This is a genomic window from Candidatus Clostridium helianthi, from assembly GCF_045310795.1.
Lineage (GTDB): Bacteria > Bacillota > Clostridia > Clostridiales > Clostridiaceae > Clostridium > Clostridium helianthi.
In genome coordinates this window covers 64,507-83,136 of the sequence record NZ_JBJIAB010000005.1, presented here as the reverse complement: position 1 = coordinate 83,136, position 18,630 = coordinate 64,507, and the positions used below count along the sequence as shown (strand labels likewise).

Annotated in this window: 14 protein-coding genes; 13 read left to right on the top strand and 1 reads right to left on the bottom strand. The window is 29.9% G+C overall.

The annotated features are described in order from the left end of the window. Positions 1-135 precede the first annotated feature (135 nt). Positions 136-1,410, bottom strand: coding sequence for a nickel-dependent lactate racemase (gene larA / locus ACJDTP_RS05925; RefSeq protein WP_078115565.1), 1,275 nt, complete (start codon positions 1,408-1,410; stop codon positions 136-138). A 294-nt stretch (positions 1,411-1,704) separates the two neighbouring features. Between larA and ACJDTP_RS05920 the strand changes: the two genes are divergently transcribed. The 13 genes from ACJDTP_RS05920 (at position 1,705) to ACJDTP_RS05860 (ending at position 18,460) form a co-directional block, all read left to right on the top strand. Beyond that, positions 1,705-2,313 (top strand): copper homeostasis protein CutC, encoded by a 609-nt coding sequence (locus ACJDTP_RS05920; RefSeq protein ID WP_171771430.1) that lies wholly within the window; start codon positions 1,705-1,707, stop codon positions 2,311-2,313. A gap of 286 nt (positions 2,314-2,599) precedes the next feature. Next, a complete protein-coding gene (locus ACJDTP_RS05915; protein ID WP_078115563.1) occupies positions 2,600-5,587 on the top strand; it encodes a sigma 54-interacting transcriptional regulator in 2,988 nt (995 codons plus the stop codon). Positions 5,588-6,008: 421 nt separating this feature from the next. After that, positions 6,009-6,485 carry a PTS sugar transporter subunit IIA gene (locus tag ACJDTP_RS05910; protein WP_077841046.1) on the top strand — a complete coding sequence of 159 codons (477 nt, stop codon included), beginning with the start codon at positions 6,009-6,011 and terminating at the stop codon, positions 6,483-6,485. A 51-nt stretch (positions 6,486-6,536) separates the two neighbouring features. Further along, positions 6,537-6,821, top strand: coding sequence for a PTS sugar transporter subunit IIB (locus tag ACJDTP_RS05905; RefSeq protein ID WP_077842946.1), 285 nt, complete (start codon positions 6,537-6,539; stop codon positions 6,819-6,821). A gap of 222 nt (positions 6,822-7,043) precedes the next feature. Beyond that, a complete protein-coding gene (locus ACJDTP_RS05900; RefSeq protein ID WP_077839241.1) occupies positions 7,044-8,318 on the top strand; it encodes a PTS galactitol transporter subunit IIC in 1,275 nt (424 codons plus the stop codon). 246 nt (positions 8,319-8,564) lie between these two features. Beyond that, positions 8,565-9,941, top strand: a complete 1,377-nt coding sequence (locus tag ACJDTP_RS05895; RefSeq protein ID WP_406760738.1) for a sn-glycerol-1-phosphate dehydrogenase — start codon at positions 8,565-8,567, stop codon at positions 9,939-9,941. A gap of 31 nt (positions 9,942-9,972) precedes the next feature. Further along, positions 9,973-10,788, top strand: coding sequence for an HAD-IIA family hydrolase (locus ACJDTP_RS05890; RefSeq protein WP_173707784.1), 816 nt, complete (start codon positions 9,973-9,975; stop codon positions 10,786-10,788). Positions 10,789-10,951: 163 nt separating this feature from the next. Beyond that, complete coding sequence (locus ACJDTP_RS05885) at positions 10,952-11,998, top strand: glycerol-3-phosphate dehydrogenase (protein WP_168981472.1); 1,047 nt, start codon at positions 10,952-10,954, stop codon at positions 11,996-11,998. A gap of 744 nt (positions 11,999-12,742) precedes the next feature. Then, positions 12,743-14,185 (top strand): ATP-binding protein, encoded by a 1,443-nt coding sequence (locus ACJDTP_RS05880; protein WP_077839245.1) that lies wholly within the window; start codon positions 12,743-12,745, stop codon positions 14,183-14,185. An 80-nt stretch (positions 14,186-14,265) separates the two neighbouring features. Beyond that, positions 14,266-14,394, top strand: coding sequence for a hypothetical protein (locus tag ACJDTP_RS05875; RefSeq protein ID WP_264647034.1), 129 nt, complete (start codon positions 14,266-14,268; stop codon positions 14,392-14,394). A 183-nt stretch (positions 14,395-14,577) separates the two neighbouring features. After that, positions 14,578-15,630 (top strand): galactose ABC transporter substrate-binding protein, encoded by a 1,053-nt coding sequence (locus ACJDTP_RS05870; RefSeq protein ID WP_406760737.1) that lies wholly within the window; start codon positions 14,578-14,580, stop codon positions 15,628-15,630. Between the two features lie 679 nt (positions 15,631-16,309). Then, positions 16,310-16,609, top strand: a complete 300-nt coding sequence (locus ACJDTP_RS05865) for a hypothetical protein (RefSeq protein ID WP_077839247.1) — start codon at positions 16,310-16,312, stop codon at positions 16,607-16,609. A 378-nt stretch (positions 16,610-16,987) separates the two neighbouring features. Further along, a complete protein-coding gene (locus tag ACJDTP_RS05860) occupies positions 16,988-18,460 on the top strand; it encodes a protein adenylyltransferase SelO (RefSeq protein ID WP_406760736.1) in 1,473 nt (490 codons plus the stop codon). The last annotated feature ends 170 nt before the right edge of the window (positions 18,461-18,630 follow it).

Here is an 18,630-nt window from a genome sequence, read left to right as displayed (position 1 = left end):
TGATATACGTACTTGACACTTCCTGATGCAAAAGAATTTAAAAAATTGCATGCAAGTAAAGCATTATTTTAAGTTAAGCTGGTACTTTTGCTCAAAAAATACCAGCTTTTTAATAGTGTTACAAGCTAATGATTATTATTTAACAACTACACCTACACCATTTGGAATGACTACAACATCTGCATCTTTACCTTTTATGTCATATGCAATGCTTAATGCTTCATCAAAAGTATAAGCGTGTTTCATATGCATACTCTTAATCATATTAGGATCGCACATATCTGTAACTACGATCACAGTATAGTTACATAAAATTCGTGTTAAAATTTGAATCTCCCATTGATCAGGTATTGTTTCATTTCTAGGAACTTTTAATATTTGTTCAAGAAGTTCTTCAGGAGATTTTGAATTTGCTATAGTTTCGTAAAAAGATTGGCCACCATGTCCATCGTTACAAGCGGCTATCATAATAATTACTCCGCCTTTCTTACATGTAGCTTCTGCAGCTGTCATACCCTTTACAGCTTGGTATATATTTTGATCTAGTGGATATCCCCCATTACTTGAAATTGCAATATCAGCTTGTATGCTTTTTACACTAGAAAGCTCCATAACAAATTTGCAACCTTCCTCATGGGCAAGTTTACTATCACCAGCAAAAGCATTTATAATATTTTTATCTTCATCTATAACTACATTTAATATAAATGCAAGATTTGCTTTTTCAGCAGCATAGAGCATATCTTTGTGTATAGGATTATCTTTTATAATTCCAGTCCTTGCATGATTGCTGTTAATAAATTCAGAACAGTGATTTGCCATTATGGTTTTTGCTGAAGCTATTCCAGGTAATATGCTTTTTCTTCCGCCAGAAAATCCAGCAAAAAAATGTGGTTCTATAAAACCTTCTGCTATTAGGAGCTCGGTTTCCATCGCTAATTTATTTAGAAACAACTCACCACCAGAAGGTAGTGTTCCCACATTTATTAAACTGCTTTCATCTGTTGAAATATGGTTTATAATCTCTTCGTTATCAACTATGGTTTGTCCGAATTTATTTATCATTTCATCTCTAGTTGTTGGTCTATGAAAACCTGTGGCTATAAGAATTTTTATGTTTATGTTGGGATTAACGTTTCTTATTCTTTGTAATAAAATTGGCATGGTAATTTTACTAGGAACAGGTCGTGTATGATCACTAGTTATAATAACCATATTATTTTTACCAATTACTAATTCCTCTAAAGATTTACTACCTATGCAATTATCAAGAGCTTTATTCACTATATCATTTTGTGAAATATCAGCTTTATAGGTATTTGCCTTGGAAACTAAAATGCCCTTTAGATTTTTATCATCAATGTTTATTTTTAAAGATTTTGTTGAGTATGGAATCTCGATTGAAGCCATAAAATAACCTCCCTAAATAAAAATAATTGTATTTACACTAAAATTATAACATACATTGCTATAATTGGTAAGGCCAATTTAAATGTTTTCATAAGTTGGGTAAAAATTCATTATAAATATTTTTTTAGGAATTCATATATGTATTTATTTGATTGACCGAGAAATGTTAAAATATATACAAGTTCTACTTATAGACTAGTAGAATAAAAAATCAATTTACTAGTCAATCATCGAATATATATATTCGATTTATGAGTTTATAAAAAACTAAAAGAAGAAAATAGGAGGTAGGTTATGATAATATTTGAAGCATGTGTGGGGAATTATGATGATGCAATTTTAGCTGCTAAAAGGGGAGCAAATAGAATAGAACTTTGTGATAATTTGATTGAGGGAGGAACCACTCCAAGTTACGGAACAATAAGAAAAATTGTTGAGGATCTCGATATACCAATAATGGTTATTATAAGGCCACGTGGAGGAAGCTTTACTTATACAAAAGAAGAACTAGAAATAATGAAATACGATGTAAAGATGTGCAAAGAACTAGGAGTTCACGGGGTGGTAATTGGTGCTGTAAAAGATTCTAAGGTAGATAAAGAAATAATAGAGGAGTTAGTTAACTTGGCAAAGCCTATGACAATAACTTTTCATATGGCATTTGACGAAGTTGAGGATAAAAAGATAGCTCTAGATGAAATAATTAAATTAAGAATAGATAGAATACTTACTAAGGGCGGATGCGAAAATGCTATGGCTGGAAAAGAATGTTTAAAAGATTTAGTTAAATATGCAGACGGTAGAATTTCAATAATGCCAGGAAAAGGAATTACTAAGGAAAATAGAGATTTTCTTTTAGAATATACAGGTGCAGTTGAAATACATGGTACTAGAGTAGTTTAATATTATATATAACTATACAAAAAGCAGAGTTTTTTTAACAATACTGTATTAAAGTCAGAGGGTTTTCGTAAATTCAATACATTATGGCAAAATAAACATATTTAATAATGTGGAAAAAATAGTAAAATGATTTATAATATAATTGTTACTAACGATTATTTATAGAGTTTTAAATAATATATATGTTGCAATGACGGCTAAAATTCTTCCAATATTTTTTGAATTATGATGAAGAATTATTTTTGCAACATATATATATAATTAAACTAATACTGGGGGGAGAATTTTGCTGGAAAATAAAATACTGGAGTTAATTGAAAATGAGGACAAAAGAAAGCCATTAACCGACAGTGATATTGCTAAATTAGTAAATACGACTAGAGAATATATAACTCAATTTAGAACAGAAAAAAATATAAATAATTCTCGCCAAAGAAAAGAATCAATCCTATATAGTGATATAAAAAAAATAATTATTGAAGATAAAGATATTTCAGATAGGCAGCTATGCAAAAGGCTATCTATTCTTGGATATGATATTTCTAGATATTCAGTATCTCAGATTAAAAAAAGTATAATTTCAGAAATTTTTCCGCAGAATGTTGCTAAAAAATCAAATTTAAATAAAGAGCAATCGAAAAATTTTATAACAGTTAAGTCAGCAGTTGATAAAGATGGGACGGAAATTAATAATAGTCCCAATATAGATAATTCAAATAATGGCGATAAAAGTAATACTAATTATTTAAGAAATATTATAGGATATCACGGTTCGTTAAAAAATGCAATTAGTCAAGCAGAAGCAGCAGTATTATATCCACCTCATGGTCTCCATACTCTTTTACTTGGAGCTTCTGGTGTTGGAAAAAGTTTTTTTGCAGAGGCTATGTATAATTTTGCTATTAGTTCTTCGCACTTTGATAAGAATGCACCCTTTGTACTTTTTAACTGTGCTGATTATGTAGATAATCCGCAATTACTTCTTTCTCAATTGTTTGGGTACAGTAAAGGTGCCTTTACTGGCGCTAATACGGATAAGGTTGGCTTAGTAGAGAAAGCAAACAATGGGATACTATTCTTAGATGAAGTGCATAGATTACCAAGCGAAGGTCAGGAAATATTGTTTTATCTGTTGGATAAAGGAAAGTACAGAAGGCTTGGTGAAACTGAAAATAGTAGGACAGCAAATGTGATGATAATTGCAGCAACAACAGAAGATCCAAAATCATCCTTGCTACTAACATTCAGAAGAAGAATTCCAATGATAATTGAACTTCCATCTATTAACAACAGGCCTGTTAATGAAAAATATGTACTGATTAAAAGTTTTTTTTCACAAGAATCAGCTAGAGTGAGAAAGGAAATTACCATACGATATGAAGTCATCAGATCGTTATTGTTATACAATTGTCCAGGGAACATAGGACAGCTACGAAGTGATATACAAGTTGCATGTGCAAGAGGTTTTTGTAATTCCTTAAGTAATAATTCAAATGAAGTTGTTATCGACATAAAAGATTTACCTAAGCATGTTCCTCTCGAAATATTAAGTGTTAAGGATAGAGAATTAGTTTCAGAAGATATTTTTAATGAAGATTTGATTGTTAATCCTAATGATGTTGTAACTCAGAAGTCTAAAGATGATAGATATATGTTACCAGATGGAATATATAGTAATATAGAGGAAAAGTATTATAAACTTGAAAAACAGGGGCTAAGTAAAGATGAAATTAATAAAATACTTTGGAGCAAAGTGGAATTCAATCTAAGTAAGTTTGCAAAAAATATAGAATCAAATATGTTTTTTCCAAAGGAAGAACTAAAAAATATTATAGATGAAAGAATATTAAATGTGGTTGAAAAAGTAACTAATATTGCAAAACAATATATGGAAAATATTCAGGAAAATTTTTATTATTGTGTAGCAATGCATTTGAATTCAACTTATGAACGACTAAAACAAGGCAGGATAATAAGGAATCCTGAATCAGATTATATAAAGAAGGAATATTACAATGAATACAGAATTGCAAAAATATTAACTAAAGAAATAAATAATAGCTTAGATATTCAACTTCCAGAAGATGAAATAGGCTTTATCGCCATGTACTTAAAAACGTTTTCTAAGGTGGATGAGAATGTAAGCAGAGTGGCTGTTATTGTATTAAGTCATGGCCATGTTGCTTGCGGTATGGCTGATGTAGCAAATAAGCTATTAGGTACAAATCTTGCAGTTGGAATTGAAATGTCACTAGATGAAAATCCTCAAATTTTGCTTGAAAGAGCTATAGAAGTAGTGAAAAGGGTTAATGAAGGTAAGGGTTGCTTGATATTGGTTGATATGGGATCCTTAGTTACATTTGGAGAGATAATAACAAAAGAAACTGGAGTTCCAACTAGAGTCATTGGTAGGGTAGATACTGTAATGGTACTGGAAGCAGTTAGAAGATCATTAATGGAAAATAGTAATTTATACGAAATCTCCCAAGCTCTTGATGGGGATAAGAATTACGTTGGTAAAGTTAAAGGCGCAAATAAGTATACTAAAACTATAATTACCATATGTATAACAGGTGAAGGGACCGCGTTAAAAATAAAAAAGTATCTTGAAGATGTAGTGCTAGGAAATACAAATAAAAATTTAAGAATCATATCAATTGGAATTATAAATAAAAATACTGCTCAAGATGAAATAATTAAAATTAGTAGAGATCATGATATAGCTGCAATAGTCGGAACTATAGATCCAGAGTTAGAAAGTATTCCATTTATATCTTTTCAGGATATTTTAAAAGAATCAGGTAAATTAAGATTAAAAGAATTCCTCGGAATAAATAAGAAACAGTTTAATCCTTTAATAAATGTCATTGATGAGGAATTAATAAAAGTTAATAATGATAGTTTTACCAAAAGTGATTTAATAGATGAGATGTGTAATCTTCTTATATCAAAAGGGAAAGTTAGTGAGAATTTTACAATGAGTGTGTATAAGCGAGAAATGCTTGGAGGAACCTTGTTTGAAGGAATATTTGGAATACCTCATGGCCTATCAGAATTCGTTGAAAAATCATCTATAGCTATTTTTAAACTTAATAATCCTATTTTATGGGATTATAATTGTATGGTAGACGTTGTTATTATGTTAGCACTTAAAGAAAATGATGGGAAAGTGGTTAGACAATTATTTGATACCTTATCAAAGACAGAAGTAGCTAATAAATTAAGAAAATCAAATTCTCCGAAAGAGATTTCAGACATATTATTAAAAATCTAACAACTATTTTAAGTTACAAGGTAGAAAGTAAAAATTTTATCTTGTAACTTTATATTTTTAAATATATATTACCTTTTCAGCATAGTTTTGGCACGGCGATTGCTTTAGAAATATTGTGAAGATGTAATCAAAGATAAAAAAGTATAAAAACTACATCAAGTAAAGAAGAAGTATGACCACTAGAAATATTAAAGAAAATTTATAGTAAAAGAGGAGGTAGTTTAATGACTTGAAGCATTGAGAAACTCTTGAGAAGAAATTTAGAAATAAATAACCTTGAAGATAAATTAAAAGCTGATTTTAAAATATATATTATTACCTTTTCAGCATAGTTTTGGCATGATAATTGCTTTGTAAATATTATGAAGATGTAATCGTGGATGAAAACGTATAAAATACTTACAAAAAAGGAGGAAGTTAAATGACTAGAAGTATTAAAGAATTTTTAAGAAGAGATTTAGTAGTAAATAATCTTGAAGCTAAATCAGCAGAGGATGTCTTTAAGAAGATATCTCCAATATTATTAGAAGCAGGATTTGTAGAAGATTCCTTTTTTAATGGGTTAGTAAATAGAGAAAGTAAATTTCCTACAGGTTTATTACTTGGAAAATACAATGTTGCAATACCCCATACAGATACCATACATGTTAAGAAACCAGCAATAGCCATTGCAACACTAAAAAATCCCGTGAAATTTAATAGTATGGATGGAAATGGAAGTGTAGATGTCAATATAGTATTTACTATGGCTTTAAATGAACCTCACAGCCAGATAGTAATGTTACAGCAATTAATGTTTTTAATCCAGAATGAAAGCATTCTCGAAAATATGCTTCAAGCAAAAAATAGCGACGAGGTGTATGATATCGTTTCAAGCTTTAATTGTAATTGCGAATAAGTAATGAGCAATTATTTAAATTATATGATTTTATTTTAAGGAGGCAAAAAAATGGACAAACAAAAACTAATATTAGTAGCTTGTGGTACAGGAATAGCAACTTCAACAGTTGTATGTAAAAAGGTGGAAGACTTGATTAAAACTAATGGCATTAATGCGAGGATTATACAATGCAAGATTTCAGAGGTAGCAGGTTATGAAGATCAAGCAGATCTCTTAGTAACAACTACAATTTCATCACGAAATTATAAATTCCCTGTAATTAATGCTATGAACTATCTAACTAATATTAATCCAGCAAAAGTTGATCAAGGAATTATAGATGCTTTGAAATAAAAAAAGATAGGCCACTTTAAAGGTGGACCTATATAAAAAAATTAATTAGACTACTAATTATTATAGCACATAAAAGTATGTATTTGAAGCTCAGGATAAAACATCTTAATTAATAGTATTTTTTGTTCAAAAACTAAATCATATATATAAATCTATGATATGAACAGCTTAATTGAGAATTTATAAAAGTAAATAAAATTTGATAATATAGGGGGAAAGAAAATGTTATTAAATGTAGTGCAATACATTTTAAACTTAGGACCAACTGTTATGCTGCCATTAACAATTACTATTATCGGTATTATATTTGGACAAGGATTTAAAAAAGCATTTAGATCAGGTATTACAATTGGTATTGGTTTTGTTGGGATAAATTTGGTTGTCGGATTGCTTACAACAAATCTTGGTGGCGCAGCACAACAAATGGTTACTAGATATGGATTACAGCTAAGCATAATAGATGTAGGCTGGCCAGCTGCTGCTGCAATAAGTTGGGCATCTCCTATAGCAGCAATAATGATTCCAATAGCCATGTTAGTAAATTTAGTAATGCTAGCTACAAAGGCAACAAATGTAGTTGATATTGATATATGGAATTATTGGCACTTTACTGCAGCTGGTGCTAGTGTGTACGTATTAACTAATGGTAACTGGCTATTTGCTATTTTGGCTGGTATTTTATACGAAGTTGCTGTTATTAAGATTGCAGATAAGACAGCTCCAATGGTTCAAGAATTCTTTGGACTTGAGGGAGTATCATTACCAACCGGCTCAACTGCTGCATGTGGTCTAATTGGTATTCCTATTGTCAGTGTAGTAAAAAGAATTCCGGGGATAAAAAATTTAAAAGCAGACCCAGAAACTATTCAAAAAAGATTTGGCGTTTTTGGAGAACCTATGATGATGGGACTTATTCTTGGTATTGTACTTGGAATTCTTGCCGGCTATGGTGTAGATAAAATCTTGCAAATAGGTATTTCAATGGCTGGTGTCATGTTCTTAATGCCTAGAATGGTTAGAATACTTATGGAAGGTTTAATTCCAGTTTCAGAATCAGTTAGAGAATTCTTGCAAAAGAAAAATTTTGGGAAAGATAGAAATCTTACAATTGGTTTGGATGCAGCAGTAGCAGTTGGACATCCAGCAGTTATTGCAACAGCACTTGTATTAGTTCCTATTACATTATTCTTAGCAGTAATACTACCTGGAAATCAAGTTCTACCTTTTGGAGATTTAGCTACAATATGTTTTTATGTTGCCTTTATAGTTGGTGCGGCAAAAGGTAATATAGTGCACTCAGTTATATCAGGTACAATTGTTATGGCATTAGGATTACTAATGGCAACAAATATTGCTGGATTCCATACTCAAATGGCTCAAATGGCTCAGTTTACAATGCCAGCAGGAACATCAACTATTTCAAGCTTAGATATGGGTGGTAATTTCTTAAACTGGATAGTAATTAAGATATTCCAATTATTCACAGGAAGTCTATAAAGTGAAACTTAGCTTCAGAGGGAGTTTTCTAGGTACCCCTTGAGGGTAAACCTCCCACTGAAGGTTAGTTGAAGTTATACCCTCAAGGGGTACACAGTCTAGGGTCGTGCCACTGTTATCTCTCACTTTAATAGAAGATGGGAGTGTTACAGTGGCTAGACATCAGATAAGATTAAATAATCTAATTTGTTAAAGAGTGCTTATTAGTACTCTTTAACACCATTGGTTATTTACAAGGAAAGGATGATGGTTATAGTGGAAGTAATAAATTTAAAAGTTGAAGAATTGATTGGAATGGATTTTAAGTGTGAATGTGGGAAAAGGCATAGTGTAGAAATTAATTCTGTAAAAATAGGAAGTAATATAATAGAACAACTCCCAGAATTCCTTAAAGAGTTTAAGAATAAAAAAATATTAATTGTACAAGATGTACACACATATGATGTAGCTGGAAAAAGAGTTGAAGAAACATTAAATAATGATTTTTTATTAAAGAAATATGTGTTTCCACAGGAACACTTATTACCTGATGTATATGCTCTTGGAAGAGTTTTAATAGAAATAGAAGATGATACAGAACTTATACTTGGTGTAGGTTCAGGTGTTATAAATGACATCTGCAGGTATGTAGCTTACAGAGCACATGTGCCTTATGCCATAGTATGTACTGCACCATCCATGGATGGCTATGCATCTGTGGTATCGCCTTTAATTACAGATGGATTCAAAGAATCTCATAAAGCAGCTTATGCTTATGGAATATATGCAGATATTGACATTATGAAGAACGCTCCAATGTATTTACTTTGTTCAGGACTTGGTGACGTATTAGGTAAATATACTGCTCTTGCAGACTGGTCAATTACAAACCTCTTAACAGGAGAATATTATTGTAAGACTATTGCAGATATGGTTCAAGCTGCAGTAGATAAGTGCGTTGCTGCTGCACCAAGGATTCCAGAAAGGAATCATGAAGTAGTAAAAAATATAACAGATGCACTAGTCTTGTCTGGAATAACTATAGGAATGTCAGGTTCTTCAAGACCTGCATCAGGTTCTGAGCATCATATTGCTCATGGCTGGGAAATAATGTTTCATACAAGAAATAGTGAAGAAAAATGGGTACATGGAAACTTTGTTGGAGTAGGTACGGTTGTAATGTCTATGTTATTTGAAGCATTAAAGGATATAGATATAGAAAGTGTTATGGCTAAGAAAAGCTTCAGATACTACGATATGAATAAATGGAGACAAAATATTGAAAGCGTATTTGGTAAAGTGGCAGGTAATGTAATTAATTATAAAAAGGATGCAATTGAATTAAATCCTGATAAGAGACAAGAAAATGCAGAAAAGATAGCAGCAAACTGGAAGGAAATTCTTGATATTGGACATACTATAGTGCCAAGTTCTGAGAACGTAAAAAAAATACTACAGGACAGTGGATGTGTATGGCATCCTGAAGAACTTGGAATAGACAAGGATTTATTTATTAAGACTTTTATTGCTGCAAAGGACATAAGAACAAGATATGGCGTTGTGCATTTAATTGATGATCTTGGATTAACAGAAGAAATTGCTAATTTAATTGCTGATAAATTATATAAGTCCAGTAACATATAAGACAACTATATGTTTTAATGTGGAGGTAAAAATGAATGAGTTAAAAGATATTAAATGTTTTTTATTAGATATGGACGGGACTTTCTATCTTGGAAATACAATTATTGATGGAGCTTTAGACTTTCTAGACATTTTAAAAAGTCAACAAAAGAAATTTATATTCTTAACAAATAACTCTTCGAAAAACAAATCAACGTATAAGCAAAAGCTTTCAGCACTTGGTTGCTATGTTGATGAAGAACAAATTTACACATCCGGTGAAGCAACCATATGGTATATGAAGAAAAACTGCATAGGTAACAAGATATATCTCATGGGTACAGAACCACTTATGACAGAGTTTGAAAGGGCAGGTTTTATATTAGTTAAGGACAAAAATGACAAACCAGATTATGTAGTTCTTGGGTTTGACACTACACTAACTTATGAAAAAATATGGACAGCTTGTGATTATCTAAGAGATGGAGTACCATTTATAGCTACTCATCCAGATTTTAATTGTCCAATTGAAGATAGCAAATATATGCCTGATACTGGCTCTATGATAAGAATGTTTGAAGCATCTACAGGTATTTCTCCTGTGGTTATAGGTAAACCATATGGATATATAGTAGAAGCTATCATTGAAAAGTATGGCCTTAAAAAAGAAGAAGTGGCAATTGTAGGAGACAGGCTTTACACTGACATTAAAACTGGAGTTAATGCAGGAATACCTAGCATTCTTGTATTAAGTGGCGAGACATCAGAAGCTATGTATAAAGAATCTGACATAACTGCAGATTATGTATTCTCATCAATTAAATATATTGGTGAAGAGTTGATGCAATTTTATGAAAGCTTTATTTAAGCCCTGGATGATTATAAGAATTTTATCTAGCCATTGTATGTTTATAAGAACTTATTTAGCAGCTGTATGTTAAAAAGTATTGAAAATTCATGGAAAATAATTAAATTCTATGAGTTTTGAGAAATTAAAAAGAAGTTAATATTCAAAATTAGGAGGTAATGTTATGAGCATTATAACAATTATTGGAGCAGGCCAAATGGCATCTGCACTAACTTTCCCAGCAACAGAAAATAATAATAAGATAAGACTTGTGGGTACACCATTAGATAGAGAAATCATAAATACTGCGAAGGCTACAGGTTTTCATTCGACATTAAAACGTCAATTACCTGAAACAGGAATTGAGTACTATCAAATTGAAGATGTAAATGAAGCAATAGATGGAGCAGAGCTTATTATTTGTGGAGTCAGCAGCTTTGGTGTTGACTGGTTTGCAGACAATATATTACCTATTATACCAGAAGAGATTCCTATTCTTTCAATAACAAAGGGAATGATTACTGAAGAGGATGGCAAAATGATAAATTATCCTAACTACTTTTTAAGTAAACTTCCGTCTAATAAGAAACTTTCTATTAGCGCTGTAGGTGGACCATGTACTAGTTATGAACTTGCCGATAAAGATAATTCTGAAGTCGTATTTTGTGGTGATAACATAAACTTACTTAGAAAGTTTAAGAGTTTATTTGAAACTTCATACTATCATATTAGCTTATCTACAGATATTATAGGTGTTGAATGTGCTGTAGCGCTAAAGAATGCTTATGCTTTAGGCGTATCACTAGCTATTGGATTAGCTATTGGAGCTGATGGATCTGGAAAGGAACATTACAATTCTCAGGCTGCACTTTTTGGACAAAGCATAAAGGAAGCTAAGCGCCTTTTGGAAATAGTCGGAGGAGGAGAAGAAAACATTATATATTTTGGTGGCGACTTATATGTAACTGTATTTGGTGGACGTACTCGTAGAATAGGAACTTTATTAGGACAAGGATTTTCATTTGAGGAAGCTATGGAACAATTAAAAGGAGTTACGTTAGAATCAGTAGTTATTGCTACTCGTGCTGCGAAATACGTACGTTGCTTAGCAGAAAAAGGAGTAGTTAAACTTAGTGATTTTCCAATGATAACTCATATTGATGAGATTATAAATTCAGGTGGTAAGGTTAATATTCCATGGGAAGCATTTGAGTCTGAAAAAATATTATGATTTATCATTAACTAACTGAAGATTTAGAGTGTTAAGTGTATTAACTCTAATTAAAATTCTAAAGTTAAATTATCATGATTATAAAATGAACGTGTGGTAAATATTATTGATATCATATTTTGAGTACAGTACTAGATTTAAACTTAGTGCTGTACTTTTCATAAGCTTCTTTTACAGTATATGATATAATCATTAAAAGATAAGAAAAATAAATTCATTATGTTTTCTATTTTTATAAAATTGTTATTCCAGTTAAAGAGAGTTAGTGTTATAATTACATAAGAAAATTGTGTAAAAAAGTGAATTAATATACATGTATGTATATTAATTTCTTTTTGTTTACTATATTTCATAGTAACTCATAAAATTTTATTTCGTTAGAATCAAAATTCCATTTAATTTAAGATAAGTTTCTATGTTAATAACGCTAATACATATTTAATATTACCAATACATAAAGTTTTTTTATTAGTAAAGTAGGGAAGAAGTTTATTTTAATGAGTATATATTATTTAATCACTTTTTATGAAAAGGCATACATTTATGATGTATTTATTTGCATACTTCAAAAAAGTGTTCTTAATAGAGCCTAAACATTTATTTCTAAAGACATAATATCTATATATGATATTTTTAGAGTATATGAATTTTTAGAACTTATGCATATCTTTAATTTTATAGATGGTGAGATGGTATTCGATATAGTTTGAGTTACTGATTTTCTTTTTCAGGGGGTAGCAATATATGTTTCAATGCGAATGCGAGCAAGAAGCAAGTTATATTATAGAATCAAAAAAGAAATGTCTTGAGTTAGGGTTGGACTCTAATAATCCTAAAATGCCTAAAAATATTATGTCTGAATTAGAATTAGGGAAAAAAAGAGATGCTTATGACGAAATTCTAGAAGTTGTCAAATTTTTCAGTAATAAAATGATAAAATTGTTAGAAGGTACACCTGTATTAATAACAATTACGGATGAAGATGGATATTTGCTAGATGTTCTTGGAGATAAATCTATTAGTGAAACAATGTCTCAATTTGGAGTTAAACCAGGTATACAATTTCGAGAAGAGGAAATGGGTACAAATGTAGTTAGTTTAACACTTAAGCAAAATCACCCAATACAACTAATAGGAAGCAATCACTATCATAAATGTTTTCAAGACTGCGCATGTTATGGAGTTCCATTTCATTATTCAGATGATGGTAATTTATTGGGAAGTATATGTATTATGACTGCGATTATACTTCATAATCCATTTTTTTTAATGACATTAACTACTGTAGTTGATGCAATAGAGCGTGAACTATTGCTAAGAAAGCAAAATCGAAAGATAACTGAACAAAAAGAATTGTTGTATGAATCAGAAAAGAGACAAAGAGAGTTTCTTGAAAAAGATTTAGCAATGAAGGATGAATTTATAACTTTAATTACACATGAATTTAAAACGCCAATAAATGTTATTTATTCAGCTATACAATTGATTGAACATGTGTATATTAGTGAAATTCCTGAATCAGTGAATAAACTTATTGGAAGTATAAAACGTAATACATTTAGACAATTGAGACTTGTGAATAATTTACTAGACATTACAAAATTAAAATCGGATCAGTTTAAATTAAATTTGAAATATTTAGATATTGTATCTTTAACAAGATTAATTACAGAATCAATAAAAGTTTATGCGGATCAAAAGAGAATTAATCTTTATTTTAAAACTAATGTTAACAATAAAAATATTTCAATAGATGATGAAAAATATGAACGTATAATCTTAAATTTATTATCAAACGCTATAAAATTTACACCGGAAGGAGGCTCAATAACTGTTGAGTTTAAAGAAAATATCAATAATAAAACAGTAGATATATCTGTAACTGATACGGGGGTTGGTATACCAAAAGAGAAACATAAAGTGATATTCCATAGGTTTGGACAAGTTGAAAATAATCTTTCGAGGTTAGCAGAAGGTAGTGGCATTGGATTAGCTCTTGTAAAGATGTTAGTAATTATATTAGAAGGAGAAATAGAAGTTGAGAGTGAGGTTGGGTGTGGAAGTAAGTTTACCATAACTTTACCTATTAAAGAGGATATAGTTAATGAAGAAAGTAAAATATCACAAAGATATGATAACAGGTTAATAAATGCCATTAATGTTGAATTTTCTGACATATATTTCTGATAATATTTAGATATCATTTCATTTTTGATTATGAATATAAAAATTAGAAAAAGTATAAACTAAAAATGAGGTGAGAAAAAATGACAAACTATAAATTTATTACAAATAATGATGAAAATGATTCAACAAATACAACAAATACATCTATGCCAGCAAAAAATAGGAAAAGACATAAACCTGTAAGAGGGATTCCTAGAACTGGAGTATAATAAATGGCAACTATAAGTTTGTAGAATCAAAAAAGTGCAGTACTAAAAAATATATTTTGGTACTGCACTTTTTAAGTTTATATAATTATAATCTAATCACTTTAAATTAAGAATATTTTTTATATTAAAACACATGATAAATTTAAATATTATAACTTAACGAAAAAATATGGAGGATCGGTAATGAGCATCTTAAAAAAAATAATAATATTTATAATTTTAACTTTATTAATAATTACATCACTAGATACTTCAACAAAAAGTGTATATGCTATCCCCAATTTAAGTAAAAACACTCCTATTAAAATAGCAGTATTTTCAGATAACTCTAGCGCTATGTATATTTCTCTCCTTAAACAAAATTTAGAACGTATTGAAAAAGAAAATGAAGACAAAGTCAAGTTTACGTTTTTTGATGCTAAAGACAATCAAGCTAAACAAAATGAAAGCATAGAGAAAGCTCTTTCGCAAGACTTTGATCTTTTTATTATAAGTATAATATCTCCAAATTTAAAAGATGTAGAAAGTACTTTGCGCAAAATAATGGAAAAAGACATTCCTATAATTTTGAATCCTGATCCAGTACAAGAAATAATAAACTTTGTTAAACCATATAAACGTTTTGTTGTTGTCGGCGCAGATTTTGAACAATCAGGTACAATGGAAGGGAGCATTCTTGTTAATGAATGGAGAGCTAATAAGCGGATAATAGATAAAAATCAGGATGATGTATTGCAGTATATTATGCTAAAAGGTAGAATCGGAAGCCCTCTAACATCGTTAAGGACAAAATATTCAATTTTAGCGCTTAATGATGCTGGAATAAAAACAGAGGAACTTGCTTCTCCATCGTGTGAGTGGATGGAAGATTGTGCCCAAAGTGCTGTGGAGTCATTATTTCTTAAATATGGTGACAAAATTGAAGCAATAGTTTCAAATAATGATGCGATGGCAATAGGAGCGGTTGAAGCTTTGCAGAAATATGGATACAACAAAGGCGGTAAATCTAAAACAATTCCAGTTGTAGGCATCGACGGTATGCCGACTGCTAAAGATTTGATAAAAAAAGGGTTTATGTCGGGAACCGTTGTTGTAGAACCTAGCGATCTTGCTGAAGCTCTTTATTCTATCGGTATGAATTTGGCTTATGGTAAATCACCCATCGAAAACACTAAATATAAATTTGATGAAACTGGATTTAGATTTCATTTAAAGTATAAGGAATTCATAAAATAGTTGAAGTAATGAGATTTTAATTAGGATTAAAATAATTAATGATGCGAAGTGCTGTGTGAAAGCTAAATAATTCAAGATTTTTGGCCTTTAAATAGAATTAATATTATATAAATATGGAATTAGGCAGCTGAAAATCATAAGATTTTAGCGAATTTAAATATAGAAAAGGTGTCACATCTAATGCGATTCATAATCAAATTTAATTTCCATGAGACTATCACACAGCCAAAGTCTAGAAATATATATGTATACCTATATATTTCATATAAATATTTTCATTAGTACAATTTAGGACATGCATAGCTTGTAAAATTAAAAAAACAATATATATACGTTGCAATAATAAACTTACATTTAAAATTCTAGCAAGCCAAGTGCTCAATTAAAATAATAATGTAGAAATTAAATTGTAACATATATATTGATGTAATGAAGTTTATGATTAGCAAATCCAAATAGTATGTAAGATAACATTATTGTATAAAAAATATAAATTTTAGAATTAGTAAAATATTTTTGTTGGAGAAATATGCTTATAGAATTAGCTGCAATAGTACATTTTAATTTAAATTTAGGAAATTAAAATTAAATTTATATTTTAATAGAAGAATTTAATGAATAATTATCATATTCTAATATATAATAAACAATCTAGATAAGAAAAAGGGGTGCAGCTAAATTGACAAAAATATATGATGTTGTATTAAATGCTCCGTTTGGTAGTCAGCAGGGCAGAATTACTTTTGTAATAAATGGTGAATCTTTGACAGGAGTAATCGATGGAATGGGATTTAAAAGCAAATTTAATAACGGAAGAATTCATGGAAACAATTTTGAATTTTCTGGAGAAATAAAAATTCTATTGGCTAAGTTAAAATATTCTGCTAAAGGTATTTTAAATGGTAATCTATTGTCAGCATCTGTTGATACAAAATATGGAACATTCTCTGTAACAGGAAGTCTTATATCTCAATCTTAACGTCAATTTAAACAAGATAAATATAAGAAATAATAAAAAAATTTGAAATACAAAAAGATAAAAAATAAGTTTAGATAATATAAATATTTGTTAGACAGTAAATTTATTCAATTAGATTTACTGTCTATATTAATTATTAGGATAATTAGTAGAAGTTGAATTTATATTACATAAATAGTATCCGGCAATTATTTGAAAAGTGAAAAGTATTATTGCTGTGATTATTTACAAGAGTATAATAATTTAACATAAGCAGATAATAAAAAGGGTTATAATTATGTAAGTATGATACAAATTAAGAGAAATACTTTCGGTTATATATCGTTTTTACTTATAAAATAAAAGAACTAAAAAACAAAAGAAGAAAGGAGAGATATAATGCAAGATATGAAAATAAAATCAGAAGCAGGATGGAAATTAGAGAATACTTATGCTGATCTACCTAAAATATTTTTTAGCAAGCAAAATCCAACACCAGTAAGATCTCCTAAATTAGTTATTCTTAATCAGCAGCTTACAGAATCATTAGGATTGAAGACAGAAATACTTCATGATAGTGATAGTATAGAAATATTTGCTGGAAATAAAATAGAAGAAGGAAGCTTGCCTATTGCTCAGGCTTATGCAGGACATCAATTTGGTTATTTTAATATGTTGGGTGATGGTAGAGCTATATTACTTGGTGAACAAATTACGCCAAGTGGTGAAAGATTTGATATTCAGCTAAAGGGATCAGGCAGAACACCATACTCTAGAGGTGGCGATGGAAGAGCCGCACTTGGACCAATGTTGCGTGAATATATTATTAGTGAAGCAATGCAAGGCCTTGGAATTCCAACAACTCGGAGTCTAGCAGTAGTAACAACTGGAGAACCTGTAATTAGAGAAAACGCGCTCTCAGGTGCTATTCTAACTCGGGTAGCTTCAAGCCATATTAGAGTTGCTACCTTTCAGTATGCTGCAAAGTGGGGAACTATAGAGGAACTCAAAGCTCTAGCTGATTACACTATTAAACGTCATTTTTCTGATGGTGATAACTTAGAGAATCCTTATATTTTTTTACTTCAAGAAGTTATTAAACGGCAAGCTTCATTGATATCAAAATGGCAATTAGTCGGTTTTATTCATGGAGTTATGAATACTGACAACATGGCTATTAGTGGAGAAACTATAGATTACGGACCTTGTGCATTTATGGATACATATGATCCGGAAACAGTATTTAGTTCTATTGATAGAGAAGGAAGATATTCATATGGAAATCAACCACCTATAGCTGAATGGAATTTAGCTAGGTTTGCTGAAACCTTATTGCCACTAATCCATAATAATCATGAAAAATCAGTAGAAATTGCACAAAATGAACTTTCAAAGTTTGCAGATTTATATCACGATAATTGGATTAGAGGAATGAGATCAAAACTCGGAATATTCAATAAAGAATCTCAAGATGAAGCACTTATTGAAAATTTGCTAAGTATTATGTATAAATATAAAGCAGATTATACTAATACATTTAGTTCTTTAACTTTAGATAGATGTTCTGATATGGAGTTATTTAAGACTAAAGAATTTGATCAATGGCATGAATTATGGAAGGCAAGATTAAATAGACAGCAGGAATCTAAAGAGTCTTCTAATATGTTAATGAAAAATTCAAATCCTTACGTAATACCACGTAATTATAGAGTTGAGGAAGCATTGTCGGCTGCTGAAGAAGGCGATTATACAGTTATGAATAAACTATTAAATGTATTATCTAATCCTTACGCATATTCAGATAATCAATCTGAATATGAAAAATTGCCTCCAAAATCTTGTGGCTCGTATCGAACTTATTGCGGAACCTAATTTTAAATAATAATATTAATAAATTTTTAATAAAATAAAGAATACCTAAAAAAGGGCGAGACATAATATAGCCCTTTTTTCATTTTGTGAAATATACATAAATCATTGGGATTATGTATTTAAGATAATAAAAAATATTAGAATTATTATGTAAAACTAAAACTAATTTT